A 17,286-nucleotide genomic window follows, 5' to 3' on the forward strand; every position below is an offset into this window, starting at 1 on the left:
CCCGCACGTCCAGGCTGCGCTTCGATGCGCCCCGGAGAGCCCCCGATGTCCGCTCCGCACCGCCCGGCGTTCTTCGCCCTCATCCCGCTCGCCGCCTGTGTGCTGGCCGCCTGCGGTCCGCAACAGACGCCCTCGGTGCCGGCCGCGCCGAGCACGCCGGACGCGCCCCGCCCCGCCACCCCGGAACCCGGCGCCGGTGCACCAGCCGGGGCCGCCGGGGCCGCGCCGCTGCTGGAGGATGCCGCGATCGGCCTGCGGCTGGATCCCGTCCCCGAACTGGCGCCCCGCGACCCCGGGGCCGGCGACGGCTATCTGGATGGCGGTGGCTGGAACGCGCTCGCCGAATCCGGCGCCCAGGGCCAGACGCTGGGGGCGTTCGTGCTGGCCGGCTCCGACGACATCACCACCGGCGAACTGCGCATCGGCCGCAGCGATGCGCCCGAGGCGGTCCGCACCTGCCAGGCCGTGCCGCCGGGCGCGGCCGGCCCCGCCGAGCCGGCGGAGATCGGCGGCGTCGCCTTCAGCCGCTTCCGCGCCGGCGACGCAGGCATGAGCCACTTCCAGACCATCGAGGCTTATCGCGCAGTGCATCGGGGCCAGTGTGTGGCGATCGACCTGGTGGTGTCGGGCACCCGGCCGGAGGTCTACGACCCGCCGCGCCAGGCCCCGTTCGACACCGAGACCGCATTGGCCCGGTTGCGCGGGACGCTGCCGGCCCTGCACTGGTCGCAGATGCCCTGAGACGCTCTCGGACGCCGCGCCGGCACATGCGCGCGTCCAGGCGCGCGCGCCGGCGCTCCGATCGCGCGCCTCCATCCCAGGCCCGTCACCGGGGTTGCGCGGCGCATCAGGATTTGCCTCTCGGCCCGCGGCTCGCACCTCGGGGCACGTCATTCCGCATGGCGCTGCGCTCCCGGGCCTCGACCGCGAAAGCGCTATTGACGCCCCCGTCATTTGGACCCATATTTTGTGCTCGCCGATGACGCGACCCACTAGGGGCTGTGGAATTCGCTCCGGACCCGTCCGTGAAGCCTGCGTCAAGAAAAGCGTTTCGATGTGCCGATGCCGACTGTAGGTACCCGAGCAGACATGCACCGCCCAGAGCACCTCGTACGAACGCGCCGTGGTCGACAGGCCCGGTCTTGCCTCTACACCTTCTGATTGCTCGCGATCGGCCGAATTCACCTTTCAGTCGCGGCAGCGCGACCCTGGACTCAAAGGACGACCATGACTAGCCCTGAGACTTTTGCTGCGACCGACGCCCCGGCTAAGACGGATACGTCGAGCCCGGGCCTTTCCACCCCTTCCGCGGCGCCGCCCGTCGTCGACGTCGACGACGTGGTGCCGCCGCCCCCGAGCGCCGCCATGCATACCGCTACTGCCGAAACCGCCGACGCCGATGCCGACGTCGCCACCTGGATCACCAAGGAAGCCGGCAACCGCCGCATTCCGTACACGCGCGAGCGTCTCGAGCGCAGCATCGACCGCACCCACGCCGAATTCCCGCAGCTCGACATCGCCGACTACAAGCGCAGCGTGTTCGGCTTCGTCGAGCGCAAGGACGCGGTCAACGCCGACGACCTCACCGACCATCTGATCCGCGAGGCCGAGGCCCGGGTCGACGTCACCGCGCCGGAGTGGGAGTTCTTCGCCGCCCGCCTGTACCTGCACCGCCTGTACAAGCGCGCCAGCCGCAACCGCTTCTACGACGCCGAGCAGAAGTACGGCTCCTACGTCGGCCTGCAGGAGTCGCTGGCCGACCGCAACATCTATTCCAACGACATCCTGCGCGCCTATTCCAAGGAAGAGCTGCAGGAAGCCGGCCGCATGATCGAGGCCGAGCGCGACAAGCTGTTCGCCTACAACGGCCTGTACCTGCTGGCCACGCGCTATCTGGCCACCGACACCTCGCGCGCCGTGTTCGAGCTGCCGCAGGAACGCTGGCTGACCATCGCCCTGTACCTGATGCAGAACGAGACCAAGGGCGGTCGCGAGCGCCGCATGCAGCTGGTCGGCGAGGCCTACTGGGCGCTGTCGAACCTGTACATGACCGTCGCGACCCCGACCCTGCAGAACGCCGGCAAGGTCGGCGGCCAGCTGTCGTCGTGCTTCATCGACACCGTCGACGATTCGCTGCAGGGCATCTACGACTCCAACACCGACATCGCCCGCGTCTCCAAGGGCGGCGGCGGCGTCGGTGCCTACATGGGCTACGTGCGCTCCAGCGGCTCGTCGATCCGCGGCGTGCCGAACTCGTCCGGCGGCGTGGTGCCGTGGATCAAGCAGCTCAACAACACCGCCGTGTCGGTGGACCAGCTCGGCCAGCGCAAGGGCGCGGTCGCGGTGTACCTGGACGTCTGGCACCGCGACATCGAGAACTTCCTCGACCTGCGCCTCAACAACGGCGACCAGCGCCTGCGCGCGCACGACGTGTTCACCTCGATCTGCATCCCCGACCTGTTCATGGAGGCGGTCGAGCGTCGCGGCGACTGGTACCTGTTCGATCCGCACGAGGTCCACCGCGTCAAGGGCTTCTACCTGCAGGACTTCTTCGACGAGAAGAAGGGCGACCCGAACGGCAGCTTCCGCAGGAAGTACGAGGAAGTGGTGGCCGACGAGCGCATCTCGCGCAAGACCGTCAAGGCGATCGACATCTTCAAGCGGATCATGGTCTCGCAGCTGGAGACCGGCAATCCCTTCATGTTCTACCGCGACGAAGTGAACCGGAAGAACCCGAACAAGCACGTCGGCCGCGTCTACTCGTCCAACCTGTGCACCGAGATCCTGCAGAACATGAGCCCGACCCGGCTCATGCAGGAGATCATCTCCGGCAACCAGATCGTCACCACCAAGCAGGCCGGCGACTTCGTCGTGTGCAACCTGTCGTCGGTGAACCTGGGCCGGGCGATCGTGCCGCAGGAAGGCCAGGGCGACCTGATCACCGACGTGCTGGAGCGGCTGATCCCGATCCAGGTGCGCATGCTCGACAACGTGATCGACCTCAATCTGCTGCCGGTGCCGCAGGCCACGATCACCAACCAGAAGTACCGCGCCATCGGCCTGGGCACCTTCGGCTGGCACCACCTGCTGGCGCAGAAGGGCATCCACTGGAACACGGCCGAGGCCGAGGACTACAGCGACACCCTGTACGAGCGGATCAACTTCCTGACCGTGCAGGCGTCGATGGAGCTGGCCAAGGAAAAGGGCGCGTACTCGGTGTTCCCGGGCAGCGACTGGCACACCGGCGCCTACTTCAGCGACCGCAACTACAACTCGCCCGAGTGGCTGGACCTGGCCGCCCAGGTCGGCGTCAACGGCATGCGCAACGGCTGGCTGATGGCCGTGGCCCCGAACATGTCGACCGCGCAGATCGCCGGCTCCACCGCCTCGATCGACCCGATCTACTCCGCGTTCTACTACGAGGAGAAGAAGGACTACCGTCGCCCGGTGGCCGCGCCCGGCCTGTCGCTCGAGACCTGGCCCTTCTACGAGAAGGGCGCCTACAAGGTCGACCAGTTCGCGTCGGTGCGCCAGAACGCGCGCCGCCAGCGCCACGTCGACCAGGCGATCAGCTTCAACCTGTACGTGCCCAGCACCATCCGCGCCAGCACCCTGCTCGAGCTGCACATGACCGCGTGGCGCGAAGGCATCAAGACCACGTACTACGTGCGCTCCAACGACATCGACATCGCCGAGTGCGAGTGGTGTTCGAGCTGATCGCCGCGCGATCGCATTGACCCGACCCTTCTCCCGCCTGCGGGAGAAGGTGGCCCGAAGGGCCGGATGAGGGCGCTCCCACGCAACAAGCCGCCCTCACCCCAACCCCTCTCCCGCACACGGGCGGGGGGCTAATCACACGACTCCGAGAACCTGCACATGGCCGCCACGTCCACCCCCCTCGACCGCATCAAGATCCTCGAGCCCCGCCATCCCAACCGGTCGACGGGGATCATCAACGGGCGCACCAGCGGCATCCTCAACTGGAACGACATTCCCTACCCGTCGTTCTATCGCGCCTACAAGGAACTCTCGACCAACTTCTGGATTCCGGACGAGGTCGACATGAAGGGCGACGCCAAGCAGTACGGCGAGCTCTCGGCGCGCGAGAAGAACGCCTACGACTCCATCATCGGCCTGCTCGCCACGCTGGATTCGCCGCAGACGCGTTTCATCTACAACGTCGCCGAATACATCACCGACCCGGCCGCGCACGCCAATGCCGCGATCATCGGCCAGCAGGAAGTGATCCACAACGAGAGCTACAGCTACGTGCTGGCCTCGATCACCGGCCTGGCCGACCAGAACCGCGTGTTCGAACTCGCGCGCACGCACCCCACGATCATCGCGCGCAACCAGCCGATCATGACCTCGTACGACGACTTCATGCGCGAGAAGTCCGCCGAGACGCTGATCCGCTCGCTGATCCAGTCGTCGATCCTGGAAGGCATCAACTTCTACTCCGGCTTCGCCTACTTCTACAACCTGGTCCGCCAGAACCGGATGACCGGCACCGGCAAGATCATCAGCTTCATCAACCGCGACGAGCTGGCGCATTCCAAGTTCATCAGCGAACTGATCCGCGCGATCATCGGCGAGAACCAGAGCCTGCAGGGCGACGAGCTCACCGAGTACGTGCATACCGCGTTCGAGCACGCGATCGAGCTGGAAACGCGCTGGACGGCCGAGGTGCTCGACGGCATCGACGGCATCGACGTCGACGAGATGGTCCGCTACGTGAAGTACCGCGCCAACAAGATGGCCGGCATGCTCGGCATCGAGAAGCTCTACAGCGAGTCGAACGAGAACGTGATGCCGTGGATCAAGGCGTACGCGGACAACTTCACCGAGACGAAGACGGACTTCTTCGAGATGCGGAATGCGTCTTACAAGAAGACGAATTCGGATAATGGGTTTGATGATTTGTGAGCCCGATCTTTCTACGGCCGCACTTGGTATTTAAAATAATTTAAGTCGAACTTGAGCTAGCTAGAAACTGAGATGATCGACCTCAACGAGCGCGGCCACGTACGCCAACGTGAGTGCCAAACACTCGAGTTCAAAGAGACGTTCAGACTTGGCGATGCTCTTATCGAGTATGCGAGAACATTGGTTGGGATGGCGAATAACCAAGGTGGCAGCCTTGTCTTTGGGGTCGCGAACAACCCGCGAAATCCTATTGGACTTCGTGACGACCGCTTTGCAAGCTTCGACACAAAGGACCTGAATCGAGTTCTTCTAGGGTACTTTTCTTCTGACATCGACTGGAACATGGAAACATTCGATGTTGCGGGTGCCACTTTCGGACGTATCCAAGTTCAGCAGGCGCCCTTCCGCCCGATCGTCTGTACTCGCAGTCATGCTCAGAAGAACTTGCGAGAGGGCGCGGTTTACTTTCGATATCGGGGGGAGACCAGAGAAATCCGTGCTGCGGAATTGGTAGCGATGCTCGCGAATGAGCGCGACCGAGAACGTCAACTTTGGATTAAACACATCCAATCAATTGCTACGGTTGGCCCACAAGCTGCGCACATCCTTGATCTTTCCCGCAAAAGAATCGACTTCGGCTCTTCCAAGGTTTTGATTGATGAATCTTTGGTTGGCAAGCTTAAGTTGGTAAAAGAAGGGCATTTCACGGAGCGTGAAGGCGCGCCTGCCTTAAGACTTATCGGCGATATCGACGGCGTTCTCGGCCCTGATCATATCGTCGTTAACGAGGCCACCTACCCTTACACCGAATCAACTCTTCTCGAACATCTTTCTATCGGACAACATTCGCTCCGCGCATTGATTTGGCACCTTGAGATCAAAGGCGACTCCGAATACCACATGGAGATAAGAACGGGTCGTACTGGTGTGGTGCACAAGTACTCTAATCGCCTGTTAGCTAGGGTTCGAGAGATCGTTCGCTCCGAACCTTCGGTGCTGACTGAAGCAATTGCTGCCTACAGAGCACGCGGACGCTAATTCCAACAGCGGCTGAGGTGCAGTTCTTCTAAGCTGCTCGAGAACGGGGTCAGGTTCACTTCCGTCGTGAAGGTTTTTGTCAGTCCAGTTTGTGTTGCAAAGGGCAGAGCTTTCGCGCTGCGCGCGAGTTCCTTTTGTCTTGGCAAAAGGAACCAAAACCGCCTTCGCCGGACACGATCCGGTGAGGCTGCGCCTCACCGGGCCCCTGCGCTTCTCGGCCGGCGGGGCACGCGGCCCAAACTCGCTGCGCTCAGACATGGGCCGCTCTCCGGCCCCGCCGTCCTGCGATGCTCGGCTCGCTTTACGGCTCGGAACGTCAAGAGCAACAACAAGAGCAACCGCGGCCGCGAGGCCGCTGGTAACCCGGATCAGAATCGGTTGTCGTCCGATTTGCTTCGTAACCTGACAGTACGTTGATAGCCGATCCACTCTGATCCCATGCGCATCCTCATCGCCTACACCTCGCTCAGCGGCAACACGCGCGATGTCGCGCGGGCCGTGTCTGCGCGATGCGAGGAGTCGGGGCATGCCGTCACCTGGATCGATGTCGACGTGCAGACGCTGGCGCAGGCCTGCCCCGAGGGCGCCGCGCACGATCTGTACCTGCTCGGCAGCTGGAGCATCAACGCCGGCCGCACGCCGCCGGAGATGAAGCGGTTCATCGCCGATCTGGTCGCCGCGGTCGGCAAGCCAGCGCGGCTGGCGGTGTTCGGGACCGGCGAAACCCAGTGGGGCGAGGAGTATTATTGCGGGGCGATCCGCCGCATCGCCGCGTTCTTCGGCACCCGCTACCCGCGGCTGGAGATCGAGCAGATGCCGCACGGCGAGCACGACGCGCTGAAGATCCAGCGCTGGACCGACCACGTGCTGGCCTGCACCACCGCCATCGGCACCGACCCCGACATCGAGACGTTCCCCCATGCAGACCCTGCACGCGTCGTCCCCTGACGACCACGCCGCCGCCATCGCCGCCCACCCCCGCCTGCTGGTGGACTACTACAAGGACAACTGCCCGGGCTGCAAGATGCTCGACATGTCGCTGCAGAAGTTCGCCGCCGATCCCGCGTCCGAGGGCGTGGTGCTGCTGAAGGTGAAACTGGAGATCGTGGGCGAGGACTTCTTCCGCGACCTCGGCCTGCGGCAGACGCCGACGCTGGCGGTGTACGCCGACGGCCAGGAAGCCGTGCGGCTGCCCGGCTTCCAGACGCCGGCCCAGGTGACGCAGGCCGCGGCGACGCATTTCTGACCAAGCCGGCCAGTTCGAGACACCAAGCGACACAGGAGGTGGCGCCATGCAGTACCCGATCCGGATGTCGATGTCCGCGGCGAAGCGTGGTACGCAGTACGAACAGATCGCACTCGACGAGACGGGCGTGACCGTCGGCGATCGCCCGATCGCCTGGCAGGAGGTCGCCTCGATGCAGAAGGTGCCGTGGACGCTGTTTTTGCGCGACGGCTCGGCGCTGTCGCTCGTCGAAGGCCGTCCCAAACAGCGGACGATCGTCGTGTCGTTTCTGGAAGATGCCGCCCGGCGGATCGAAACCTGGAACGCGCAGGCGCCCCAGGACCAGCGGATCGGCCGGGACATCGCGCGCGAGTTGGGGTACGTCAACCGCCAACTCGCTGGCATGGCCGTGGGCGGGCTGCTCGCCCTGGCGCTGCTGGCGATCTGCTTCATGGTCGCCGCGCCGATCCCCGGGATGATCTATGTGTTGCTGTTCGCACTGCTCCTGTTCGCATTGTTCTACGGCGCCACGATGATCGACAAACGCCTCACCCTGCTGGCGCTGCGCCGGGGCGCGGCGAATCCGCCGGACGCCGCCGGCACCTCGTAACCCCCACGCCGTCATTCCGAGCCCCCCATGCCCCCGAAACCGTCCGATCCCGCCGCCCCCGACACCGAAGCCCGCCTGCTCGAAATCGTCTTCCCCGACCACACCAATCACCTGGGCACGCTGTTCGGCGGTACCGCGCTGGCGTGGATGGACAAGGCCGCCTTCATCGCCGCCTCGCGCTATGCGCGGCGCACGGTGGTCACCGCGCGCTCGGAGCAGGTGGATTTCAAGCTGCCGATCCGGCAGGGCCAGTTGGTGGAGACCATCGCCAAGGTGGTCGAGGTCGGCCGGACGTCGATGCAGGTCGACGTGGACCTGGTGGCGGAGGACCTGCTGACCGGCGAGCGCGAGCTGTGCACGCGCGGGCACTTCGTGATGATCGCGCTGGATGCACGCGGCCGGCCCACCGAGGTGACACCGCTGCCGTGACGGCCGGACACAGGCGGCGGCGTCCCGCACCGACGCGGCGCGCGCACGCTAGTGCCGGATGAGCCTGGCCGGCCCTGGCCCGGACGGCGACGGGTGGATGACGGCATCGCGGCGATGCGGCCGACCTGCGGCGACCTCGTGCGGTCGCATCGCCTCCACACCGCGCCCGCGAGGATGGACGCCCTCCCTCCGCTTCGCGAGCCGTCTCCGATGATGCAAGACCCCGCCCCCGGCATGACCGAACTGTTCCAGCAGCTCGGCCTCAAGGATTCGCCCGAGGCCATCGCCGATTTCATCCGCTCGCACCAACTCGATGCGGATGTCCGCATCGGCGAGGCACCGTTCTGGAACGATGCGCAACGCCAGTTCCTGGTCGAGCAGTTGCGCGCGGACGCCGAGTGGACCACGATCGTGGATCAGCTCAACGAGTCGCTGCACGAGGATGCGGTCAAGCGGCAGACGGGCCTCTGAGGCGCCCGCGCCGGATGCCGCACGCGGGCGCGCTGTGCGATGGTAGGCGGCCCCCACCCGCCATCGCGCCATGTCCCGCCACGACCATGTGCTGACCCTCGCCTGCCCGGACCGCACGGGCATCGTCTACCGGGTCAGCGAGCTGCTGTTCCGCAACGGCTGCAACATCCTCGACGCGCAGCAGTTCGGCGACGAGGACAGCGGCCGGTTCTTCCTCCGGGTCCATTTCGATGCCGATGCCGCCGCGCCGGAGGCGGTGCTCGAGGGCATGCGCACGCTCGGCGACACGCATGCGATGGACTGGCGACTGCACGAGGCGCGGCGTCGGGCACGGCTGCTGGTGCTGGTCAGCCGGCAGGGCCACTGCCTCAACGATCTGCTGTTCCGCCACGATGCCGGCCAGCTGCCGGCCGAGATCGTGGCCGTGGCCTCCAACCACGAGACCTACCGGGCGCTGACCGCCTCGTACGCGGTGCCGTTCCATTACCTGCCGGTGGATGCCGGCAGCCGCGAGGAACAGGAAGCGGCCCTGCTCGCGCTGGTCGAGCGCGAGCGGATCGATCTGGTGGTGCTGGCGCGCTACATGCAGATCCTGTCGCCGGCGCTGTGCGAAGCGCTGGCCGGTCGCGCGATCAACATCCATCACAGCTTCCTGCCCGGCTTCAAGGGCGCGCGCCCGTATCACCAGGCGCACGCGCGCGGGGTCAAGGTGATCGGCGCGACCGCGCACTACGTCACCTCCGATCTCGACGAGGGGCCGATCATCGAGCAGGACGTGGCCCATGTGGACCACGCGATGACGCCGGCGGACCTGATCCGGATCGGCAGCGACATCGAGTCGCGGGTGCTGGCACGTGCGGTGCGCCGCCATGTCGAATACCGGATCCTGCTCAACGGCGAGCGCACGGTGGTCTTCCGCTGACGCCGCCGGCACCTGGCGGACCGGCGTCGGTCGACAGGCCGATGCCAGCGTCGGGCCGGCCTGCTAGGCTGCGCGCTCGTCCCGTGACGCATCGCAGCACGCTGCGACAGGCGCCCGGGCGGCCACGCACCGGCCGCGGCCCATTTCCCTTCGAGTTTCCGTCGTGACGCGTTTCCCGTGATCGAGTTCCAGGGCACCCACAAGTCGTATCCGGTCGGCGGCCACGAGATCGCCGCGCTGCATCCGCTCGACCTGACCATCCAGGCCGGCGAGGTGTTCGGCATCGTCGGCCACTCCGGCGCCGGCAAGTCCACCTTGCTGCGGTTGATCAACGGCCTGGAGCGGCCCAGCGGCGGCACGCTCACCGTCGACGGCGCGCGGGTGGATACCCTCGACGGCGCCGGCCTGCGCACGCTGCGCCGGCGGATCGGCATGATCTTCCAGCACTTCAACCTGCTGTCGGCCAAGACGGTGCGCGACAACGTCGCCTTCCCGCTGCGGCTGGCCGGGGTCGGCAGGACGCAGGCGCGCGAGCGCGCCGACGCGCTGCTGGCCCGCGTCGGCCTGGAGGCGCATCGCGACAAGTACCCCGCGCAACTGTCCGGCGGGCAGAAACAGCGCGTCGGCGTGGCCCGTGCGCTGGCCACCGAACCGACGATCCTGCTCTGCGACGAGGCCACCAGCGCGCTGGATCCGCAGACCACCGCCTCGGTGCTGCAATTGCTCGACGGCATCAACCGCGAGCTGGGCCTGACCATCGTGCTGATCACCCACGAAATGGATGTGGTGCGGCGGGTCTGCGACCGAGTCGCGGTGCTCGATGCGGGGCACCTGGTGGAAAGCGGGCCGGTCTCGGAGGTGTTCCTGCATCCGCGGCACGCGACCACCAGGCGGTTCGTCGCCGAATCCGATGCCGGCGACGAGGGCGCCCTGCATCCCGACGCGGCCGACGTGCCGGGCCGTCTGCTGCGGCTGACCTTCACCGGCACCGACACCTATCGCTCGCTGCTGGGCCAGGTGGCGCGCGAGACCGGCGTCGACTACACGATCCTGTCCGGCCGCATCGACCGCATCAAGCGCACGCCGTACGGCCAGCTCACCGTGGCCCTGGTCGGCGAGCACACCGACGAGGCGCTGCGCCGCTTCGGCCACGCCGGCGTGCATGTCGAGGAACTGTCGCGATGAGTGCGTCGCCGTTCGCGGACCTGATGCCCAATGTCGATGCCGCCAAGTGGGGCGAGATCGGCCAGGCCACCGTCGATACGCTGCTGATGCTGGCCGGCTCGTTGCCGCTGACGCTGCTGATCGGCCTGCCGCTGGGGGTGCTGCTGTTCCTCACCGGCCCGCGGCAGCTGCATGCGCGGCCGGCCTTCTACGCCGGGTTGTCGGTGGTGGTGAACCTGCTGCGCTCGGTGCCCTTCATCATCCTGATGATCGTGCTGATCCCGGTGACATTGAAAGCGGTCGGCACCTCGCTGGGCGTGCGCGGCGCGATCCTGCCGCTGGTGGTGGGTGCGGCGCCGTTCTACGCGCGCCTGGTGGAAACCGCGCTGCGCGAGGTGGAACGCGGGGTGATCGAGGCCAGCCTGGCGATGGGCGCGACCACCCGGCAGTTGGTACTACGGGTGCTGCTGCCCGAGGCGCTGCCGGGGCTGATCGCCGGCGCCACGATCACCACGATCGCGCTGATCGGCTTCACCGCCATGGGCGGTGCGATCGGCTCGGGCGGCCTCGGCGACCTCGCCTACCGCGACGGCTACCTGCGCTCGCGCACCGACGTGGCGGTGGTGACGGTGGTCGCGCTGCTGGTGATGGTGCAGGTGCTGCAGATGGTCGGCGACCGGCTGGTGGCGCGCTTCAACCGGCGCTGAGCGCGGGGACGGCCGGGCGGCGTCGCGCCAGACCGGCCGGGGAGGCGCGCCGGCCCGACACTGATTTCCATCTGGGGACTCGATCCTGCGCCGCCTGCGGCGATACTGATCGGCCCGCCCGTTTCCGGAAGAAGTCCATGGCCCGTCCCGCACGTTTCGCCACCGCCCTGTTGTTGCTGTCCGTGCTCGCGGGTTGCGGCGGTTCGTCCGGCGGCGACGGCGAGCGCCTGACGGTGGCCGCCACCGCGGTCCCGCACGCCGACATCCTCGAATTCGTGAAGCCGACCCTGGCCGAGGACGGGGTGGACCTCCAGATCCGGGTGTTCAACGACTACGTGCAGCCCAACGACCAGGTCGCGCAGGGCCAGATCGACGTCAATTACTTCCAGACCGAGCCGTACCTGGACGCCTACAACCGCGACCGCGGTACCGACCTGACCACGCTGGTCGGCGTGCACATCGAGCCGTTCGGGGCGTACTCGCGTCGCTACGACAGTCTCGATGCGGTGCCCGAGGGCGCGGACGTGGTGATCCCCAACGATCCCAGCAACAACAGCCGTGCGCTGATCCTGTTGCACAACAGCGGGGTGATCACGCTGGCCGATCCCGGCAATGCGATGTCGACGCTGCGCGACATCACCGCCAACCCGCGCAATCTGCGCTTCCGCGAGCTGGATTCGGCGATGCTGCCGCGCGTGCTCGACCAGGTGGACCTGGCGCTGATCAACACCAATTACGCGCTCGACGCCGGGCTGAATCCAGCCGAGGACGCGCTGGCGATCGAGGACAAGGATTCGCCGTACGTGAACTTCCTGGTCGGCCGCCCGGACAAGCGCGACGACCCGCGCGTGCAGAAGCTCATCGATGCGCTGACCAGCGACGCGGTGCGCGGTTTCATCCAGGAACGCTACGACGACGCGGTGATTCCGGCGTTTTGACGGGCACGCTGGAGCGGCACCTGGCGAACGTGATCACCAGCGGCACATGAGTCTTGCCTCGGGCATCCGGCGTCAAGGATTCGAGCGGGCTGCGCTCGGTGTCGCGGTGATCCGAAGGGCCCCGCCGGAACCGGCAGCCTCCTCGTGCGAATGTCCCCCGGCCGCCGCCATCCGGCGGCGACCTCCTCCTTGATTTCGCCGAGCAGGCCGCCGGTCCCGACGGGGCTCGGCTCGCGGAACGCACGGAGGTGCCGGCCGTCGGATGGCTGTGCCATTCGTCATTCGCTGTTCGCTGCTTGCTGGCGGACAGCCGCGCACTTCGGAGCGCCGGGTTTGCCTGCCCTCGCATGCGAAATCAAGGAGGAGGCGTCGGCCGCAGGCCGGCGCCGGGGGACATTCGCATGCGAGGGCGGGCGAACCCGGCGCCCCCCGCACCGTCTCCACAGCGAGTCGCCATTCGAGAAGGACATCCTGCCGGCCTTTCAGCCTTCACCCCGGTGGTGCAAAGCGGCCGACCGGCGTCACGATGTGTGGGGCGGGCACGGCGGCCGCGCGTCGGCTCGAACGCCAAGGTCTCGCGGGACGCTAGGCATACGCCCGGGCCCGGCGCATGCGTGCACCGGGCCGGGGCGCGGAGCGCGTCAGGCGATCGACGCCTTGTGGATCGAGCCGATCGCCGCATCCAGCGCGGCATTGAAGTCGTCGTCGCTCTGCTGCGCGGAGAGACCTTCGGTCAGCGCGCGGCTGAAGCTCGCGACCACGCCGGGGTTCTTCGCCAGCTTCGCGTTGGCGTCGTCGCGGCTGTAGCCGCCCGACAGCGCCACCACCTTGAGCACGCTCTTGTGGTCGACCAGTGCCTGGAAGAATCCGTCCACGCTGGGCAGGGTGAGCTTGAGGATGACAGGGGTGGCCGGATCCACCTTGTCCAGGCGATCGAGCAGGCCCTGCTTGAGCGTGACCTCGATGTCGGCCTTGTCGGCGGCGTGGATGTCGACTTCCGGCTCGATGATCGGCACCAGGCCGGCGTCGAGCACCTGCTGGCCCAGTTCGAACTGCTGGTCGAGCACGGCGGCGATGCCCTGCGCGTTGTTCGCCTTGATCACCGAGCGCTCCTTGGTGCCGAACACGCCCTTGGCCTTGGCCCGCGCCAGCAGGTCGGCCAGGCCGGGGATCGGCTTGAGCAGCTGCACGCCGTCGGCTTCGTCGGCCAGGCCCTTGTCGATCTTCAGGAACGGCACGACCTGCTTGGTTTCCCACAGGTAGGTGGCCGCGTCCTGGTCGGCGAACTGGTCGTCGAGGGTGCGCTCGAACAGGATCGCGCCGAGGATGCGCTCGCCGGTGAACGCCGGGCTGGTGACGATGCGGGTGCGCATCTCGTGCACGAGACCGAACATCTCGGCATCGTTCGAGTAGGCGGATTCCTCGACGCCGTAGAGCTTGAGCGCTTTCGGCGTGCTGCCGCCGCTCTGGTCGAGCGCCGCGATGAAGCCCTGTCCGGACGCGATCTTGTCGAGCTGCTGCTGATTGATGGCCATGGCCGGTTCTCCGTTGGTCGAACTGCGGTCGGGGGCTGCCCGTCGGTCGATCATGATATCGGACCCCACCGGGGGCCTGCCGCGATACGCCGACAGGGCGGCCCGGCCCCGGTCAATCCGTCCGTTCCGAAGGGGCTCCAGGGGCGACCGGGATGCGTTCCGCGGCGAACGCCTGCAGCCAGGCGCGCAGCACCGGCGCCAGGCCGACGCGCCGGCGGCCGTCCCATGCATCGGCGAGGATGCGGCCGTCACCATCGACCAGGACCAGGTTGGGCGGGGCCGCCCCGGCCAGGGCGCGTATCTCGGGCAAGGTGCGCAATCGGCGGTGATCGACCGCCGGCCACGGCATCTTCTGCCGGCGCATGTAGCGCGCCATGTCCGAGGGCGTTTCATCGAGACCGACATAGACCACCTCGGTGTCGGCACCGGCGGCCTGCAGCGCGTCGCGCACCTCGCGCAGCGTCGGCACGAAGGCATGGCAGGGAAGGCACCAGTCGGCGCCGAAGTAGAGCGCCACGACCGCCGGCTCGTGCGACCAGCGCGACGTGGCGAAGCCGATGCCGTCGCGGCGGACCAGCGCGTCCGCGATGGCGGCCCGCAGGGCCGGATCGGGCGGCGACGCTGTGTCGGCGTCCTCGCCGCTCTCGGGATCGCCGGCCGACGCGGTCGTGGCGAACGCGTTCGGCGGCTGTCCCGGTGTCTCCGCGAGCGCCGCTGTTCGATGGGGTCTCGCGGCGGCCGGCGCCATGTCCAGGCGCGGGACGCCGACGCCCGCGGCGGCTCCCGGGATCGTCGCGTCGACCGCCATCGGCGCCGGGTGCAGGCGAGGGGCCGCGGCCGACGCGATCCCGGCCGACAGGAGCGCCATCGCCGCCACGGCCGACAGCGTGCGGCGCACGCCAAGGCCGCGCGCGCACGCGTCCGTCCGCCGCGAATCGACGGCGGTCATGGCGGGCACATGCTCGGCATCCCGCGCGCGAGGCGGCGGGATGCACGCGGCGTGCGCGGCTCAGAAGTTGAAACGCGCACCGGCGTAGTACGAACGCGCGAAGCGCGGACCGTAGACGTAATCGCTGTCGCGCCCGGCGCCGGTCTCGAGGTCCTTCTGCCGCTGGTCGAACAGGTTGCGTACGCCGAAGGCGAGATCCCAGTGCCGGTCGCCGTCGCCCAGGTGCACGGTGGCGCCCACGTCCGCCACCCAGAAGGGCCGGGTGCGGTTGAGGCTGGCGGTGTTGTTGTTGAGCGCCCACATGCGGCCGGTATGGCGCAGGCCCGCATACGTATCCACGCGGTGGCTGGGCGACCACACCAACTGCGCCTGCCCCGTCCATCGCGGCGTCTTCAGGTAGTCGCGTGTGTCGATGGTGGTCTCGCCGCCCTCGTCGGTGTCGTCGAACACCACCTGGGCGTCGTCGAAGCGCGAGCGGTACCAGGCCACCCCGGCGGTGAGCCGCAGGGTTTCGGCGGCCTGCCAGCCGAGGTTGCTCTCGAAGCCGGCGACCTGCGAGCCGGAAGCGTTGTCGCGCATCTGGTACAGGCCCGCCGCGTCCTCGCGGATGTCGCTGAGCACGAAGGTATCGCGCAGTTCGGTCAGGGACACGGTGGCGTCCCAGCTCCAGCGGCCGTCGTCGCCGGGTCGCCAGTCGAAACCGAGCATCGCGGTGGTCGCGCGTTCCTCGCGCAGGTCGTCGGCATTGCGGATGCCCACGGGCGCCGCACCGAGGGTGTCGACGTGGAGGTCCTCGCTGAAGATTTCCGGCGCCCGGAAGCCGGTGGAGAGGCCGGCGCGCAGCTTCAACGCGGGAGTCGCCTGCCAGGCCAGCGCCACGCGCGGCGAGACGATCGCGTCGTCCAGCGCGGAATGCCGGTCGGCGCGCAGGCCGAGCACGAGATCGACCGCGTCGCCGAGCGTCCACTCGTCCTGCACGAACACACCCAGGTTGCTGAAGGTCGCGCGCTCGCCGCGCCGCACGGTCGCACCGGTGGCGTCGCGCTGGTCGTCGCGGACCGATTCGCGCCGGTATTGGGCGCCGAACGCCAGCGCGTGATCGCCGCGACGCAGGTTGAACTGGCCGTCGAGGTAATGCAGCGGATTCTCGGTGTAGCCGTACTGGAGGAACGACACCGCTGCCGGGCTGTCCGGCACGGCGGGATCGAGCGCGTCCGGGTCGAAGTCCGGCGCCAGCGGATCGGTCTGCACGTCGCCGAGACCGCCATAGAAACTGTGCCGCTTGATCAGCGCGAACGCGTAGCCGACGCTGACATCGGCGGCGTCGCCGAGGATGCGGTCCCAGTACAGGCCGCCGCGGTGGTAATCGGTCTCCAGCGCCTCGGCGATGTTGGCCTGCCATTCGGGCTGGTCGAACCGGTTGCCGCCGCGGCGCTCTTCATGGGTGAACAGGTAGTGCGCACGCAGGGTGTCGCGCTCGCTCGGGGCGTACCAGCCCTGCAGGCCGGCGACGACCTGTTCCTTCTCGGTGATCTCGCTGTAGCCGTCGCCGTCGAAGTCGATGGCGTCGTTCTTCGACCATTGCCCGACCACCGACAGGCCGCCGCGCCCGTCGGCCGTGACCAGGTCGCCGCGGCCGTCGACCGTCTGCATCGGCTCGCCGTCCTGCACGTCCACCCCCGCCTGCAGGTAGCCGCCCGGGCGCGTGGGTTGCTGCGGGATCAGGTTGACCACGCCGGCCACCGCACCCGGTCCGTACAGCGACGAACCGCCGCCCTTGACCACTTCGATCCGGTTGATCAGCGCGGCGGGAATCTGCTCCAGGCCGTACACCCCGCCGAGGGTGGACAGCAGGGGCACGCCATCGAACAGCAGTTGGTTGTAGGCGCCGCCCAGGCCCAGCAGCTGGACCTCGGTGGTGTTGCAGTTCTGGCAGTTGCTCTCCACCCGCAGACCGTTGACGAGCTCGGCCACGCGGGAGAAATCGGTCGCCGCGCGCAAGGCGATGTCCTCGGCGCGCAGGACTTCGGTCCGGATCGGCGCGTCGGACAGCAGCCGTTCGGTGCGGGTGGCGGTGGACACGGTGACTTCGACCCGGTCGAGTTCGGTCGGCGCGGGCGGACGTTGATCGGCCAGCGCCGGTGGTGCGACGGCGACGGCGACGGGCAGGAGGCAGGACGCGATGGCGTGCTTGCGCAGGACGGGGTGACTGCAAACGGACATGGACGACCGAAACGTGGGGGAGGACGGAGACGCGCCGATGCGCGTGGCGACATCGGGCGCACGGCACGCGCTTCGGCGCAGAATATAGCTATTGCTATTTCTCATAGCAACGACGATTCAATCGAGCACGGACTTCGAATTCGCACCGG

General features: G+C 67.7%; 16 protein-coding genes. 13 read left to right on the top strand and 3 right to left on the bottom strand.

Annotated elements, in window-relative coordinates; all coding sequences use genetic code 11:
• Positions 1-45: 45 nt before the first annotated feature.
• From RG19_RS15125 to RG19_RS15180, 13 genes are all read left to right on the top strand, one after another.
• Positions 46-741 carry a hypothetical protein gene (locus tag RG19_RS15125; RefSeq protein ID WP_058835998.1) on the top strand — a complete coding sequence of 232 codons (696 nt, stop codon included), beginning with the start codon at positions 46-48 and terminating at the stop codon, positions 739-741.
• A 486-nt stretch (positions 742-1,227) separates the two neighbouring features.
• Positions 1,228-3,717, top strand: coding sequence for a ribonucleoside-diphosphate reductase subunit alpha (locus RG19_RS15130; RefSeq protein ID WP_058835999.1), 2,490 nt, complete (start codon positions 1,228-1,230; stop codon positions 3,715-3,717).
• A 159-nt stretch (positions 3,718-3,876) separates the two neighbouring features.
• On the top strand, positions 3,877-4,926 hold the full coding sequence (locus RG19_RS15135; RefSeq protein WP_058836000.1) for a ribonucleotide-diphosphate reductase subunit beta: 1,050 nt from the start codon (positions 3,877-3,879) through the stop codon (positions 4,924-4,926).
• A gap of 72 nt (positions 4,927-4,998) precedes the next feature.
• Positions 4,999-5,964, top strand: coding sequence for an AlbA family DNA-binding domain-containing protein (locus RG19_RS17365; RefSeq protein ID WP_082672711.1), 966 nt, complete (start codon positions 4,999-5,001; stop codon positions 5,962-5,964).
• 438 nt (positions 5,965-6,402) lie between these two features.
• Positions 6,403-6,912, top strand: a complete 510-nt coding sequence (locus RG19_RS15140) for a flavodoxin (protein ID WP_058836001.1) — start codon at positions 6,403-6,405, stop codon at positions 6,910-6,912.
• Positions 6,884-7,210 (top strand): thioredoxin family protein, encoded by a 327-nt coding sequence (locus RG19_RS15145; protein ID WP_058836002.1) that lies wholly within the window; start codon positions 6,884-6,886, stop codon positions 7,208-7,210. The genes RG19_RS15140 and RG19_RS15145 overlap by 29 nt, the downstream gene beginning before the upstream one ends.
• 46 nt (positions 7,211-7,256) lie before the next feature.
• A complete protein-coding gene (locus RG19_RS15150; RefSeq protein WP_058836003.1) occupies positions 7,257-7,799 on the top strand; it encodes a hypothetical protein in 543 nt (180 codons plus the stop codon).
• Between the two features lie 27 nt (positions 7,800-7,826).
• Complete coding sequence (locus tag RG19_RS15155; protein WP_058836004.1) at positions 7,827-8,228, top strand: acyl-CoA thioesterase; 402 nt, start codon at positions 7,827-7,829, stop codon at positions 8,226-8,228.
• 210 nt (positions 8,229-8,438) lie between these two features.
• Entirely contained in the window at positions 8,439-8,699 is a 261-nt protein-coding gene (locus RG19_RS15160; protein WP_157515291.1) for a DUF2789 domain-containing protein, read from the top strand.
• A gap of 70 nt (positions 8,700-8,769) precedes the next feature.
• A complete protein-coding gene (purU, locus tag RG19_RS15165; RefSeq protein WP_058836005.1) occupies positions 8,770-9,621 on the top strand; it encodes a formyltetrahydrofolate deformylase in 852 nt (283 codons plus the stop codon).
• A gap of 177 nt (positions 9,622-9,798) precedes the next feature.
• A complete protein-coding gene (locus tag RG19_RS15170; protein WP_058836006.1) occupies positions 9,799-10,806 on the top strand; it encodes a methionine ABC transporter ATP-binding protein in 1,008 nt (335 codons plus the stop codon).
• Complete coding sequence (locus tag RG19_RS15175) at positions 10,803-11,492, top strand: methionine ABC transporter permease (protein ID WP_058836007.1); 690 nt, start codon at positions 10,803-10,805, stop codon at positions 11,490-11,492. The genes RG19_RS15170 and RG19_RS15175 overlap by 4 nt, the downstream gene beginning before the upstream one ends.
• 137 nt (positions 11,493-11,629) lie before the next feature.
• Complete coding sequence (locus tag RG19_RS15180) at positions 11,630-12,430, top strand: MetQ/NlpA family ABC transporter substrate-binding protein (protein ID WP_058836008.1); 801 nt, start codon at positions 11,630-11,632, stop codon at positions 12,428-12,430.
• Between the two features lie 641 nt (positions 12,431-13,071).
• Here RG19_RS15180 and RG19_RS15185 read toward each other — a convergent pair.
• From RG19_RS15185 to RG19_RS15195, 3 genes are all read right to left on the bottom strand, one after another.
• Positions 13,072-13,965: a fructose bisphosphate aldolase gene (locus RG19_RS15185; protein WP_058836663.1), complete on the bottom strand. Its 894-nt coding sequence runs from the start codon at positions 13,963-13,965 to the stop codon at positions 13,072-13,074.
• Positions 13,966-14,077: 112 nt separating this feature from the next.
• Positions 14,078-14,914, bottom strand: a complete 837-nt coding sequence (locus RG19_RS18535) for a thioredoxin-like domain-containing protein (protein ID WP_425599712.1) — start codon at positions 14,912-14,914, stop codon at positions 14,078-14,080.
• Between the two features lie 60 nt (positions 14,915-14,974).
• Positions 14,975-17,137 carry a TonB-dependent receptor plug domain-containing protein gene (locus tag RG19_RS15195; protein ID WP_058836009.1) on the bottom strand — a complete coding sequence of 721 codons (2,163 nt, stop codon included), beginning with the start codon at positions 17,135-17,137 and terminating at the stop codon, positions 14,975-14,977.
• Positions 17,138-17,286 lie beyond the last annotated feature (149 nt).

The sequence above is a fragment of the Luteimonas abyssi genome (assembly GCF_001482195.1).
GTDB lineage: Bacteria > Pseudomonadota > Gammaproteobacteria > Xanthomonadales > Xanthomonadaceae > Luteimonas > Luteimonas abyssi.

Excerpts from the sequence above, each read along its gene's own strand:
- RG19_RS15175 (WP_058836007.1), top strand. The coding sequence starts at position 10,803 with ATGAGTGCGTCGCCGTTCGCGGACCTGATGCCCAATGTCGATGCCGCC.
- purU (WP_058836005.1), top strand. The coding sequence starts at position 8,770 with ATGTCCCGCCACGACCATGTGCTGACCCTCGCCTGCCCGGACCGCACG.
- RG19_RS15145 (WP_058836002.1), top strand. The coding sequence starts at position 6,884 with ATGCAGACCCTGCACGCGTCGTCCCCTGACGACCACGCCGCCGCCATC.
- RG19_RS15160 (WP_157515291.1), top strand. The coding sequence starts at position 8,439 with ATGATGCAAGACCCCGCCCCCGGCATGACCGAACTGTTCCAGCAGCTC.
- RG19_RS15125 (WP_058835998.1), top strand. The coding sequence starts at position 46 with ATGTCCGCTCCGCACCGCCCGGCGTTCTTCGCCCTCATCCCGCTCGCC.
- RG19_RS17365 (WP_082672711.1), top strand. The coding sequence starts at position 4,999 with ATGATCGACCTCAACGAGCGCGGCCACGTACGCCAACGTGAGTGCCAA.
- RG19_RS15155 (WP_058836004.1), top strand. The coding sequence starts at position 7,827 with ATGCCCCCGAAACCGTCCGATCCCGCCGCCCCCGACACCGAAGCCCGC.
- RG19_RS15130 (WP_058835999.1), top strand. The coding sequence starts at position 1,228 with ATGACTAGCCCTGAGACTTTTGCTGCGACCGACGCCCCGGCTAAGACG.
- RG19_RS15195 (WP_058836009.1), bottom strand. The coding sequence starts at position 17,137 with ATGTCCGTTTGCAGTCACCCCGTCCTGCGCAAGCACGCCATCGCGTCC.
- RG19_RS15150 (WP_058836003.1), top strand. The coding sequence starts at position 7,257 with ATGCAGTACCCGATCCGGATGTCGATGTCCGCGGCGAAGCGTGGTACG.
- RG19_RS15180 (WP_058836008.1), top strand. The coding sequence starts at position 11,630 with ATGGCCCGTCCCGCACGTTTCGCCACCGCCCTGTTGTTGCTGTCCGTG.
- RG19_RS15140 (WP_058836001.1), top strand. The coding sequence starts at position 6,403 with ATGCGCATCCTCATCGCCTACACCTCGCTCAGCGGCAACACGCGCGAT.
- RG19_RS18535 (WP_425599712.1), bottom strand. The coding sequence starts at position 14,914 with ATGACCGCCGTCGATTCGCGGCGGACGGACGCGTGCGCGCGCGGCCTT.
- RG19_RS15135 (WP_058836000.1), top strand. The coding sequence starts at position 3,877 with ATGGCCGCCACGTCCACCCCCCTCGACCGCATCAAGATCCTCGAGCCC.
- RG19_RS15185 (WP_058836663.1), bottom strand. The coding sequence starts at position 13,965 with ATGGCCATCAATCAGCAGCAGCTCGACAAGATCGCGTCCGGACAGGGC.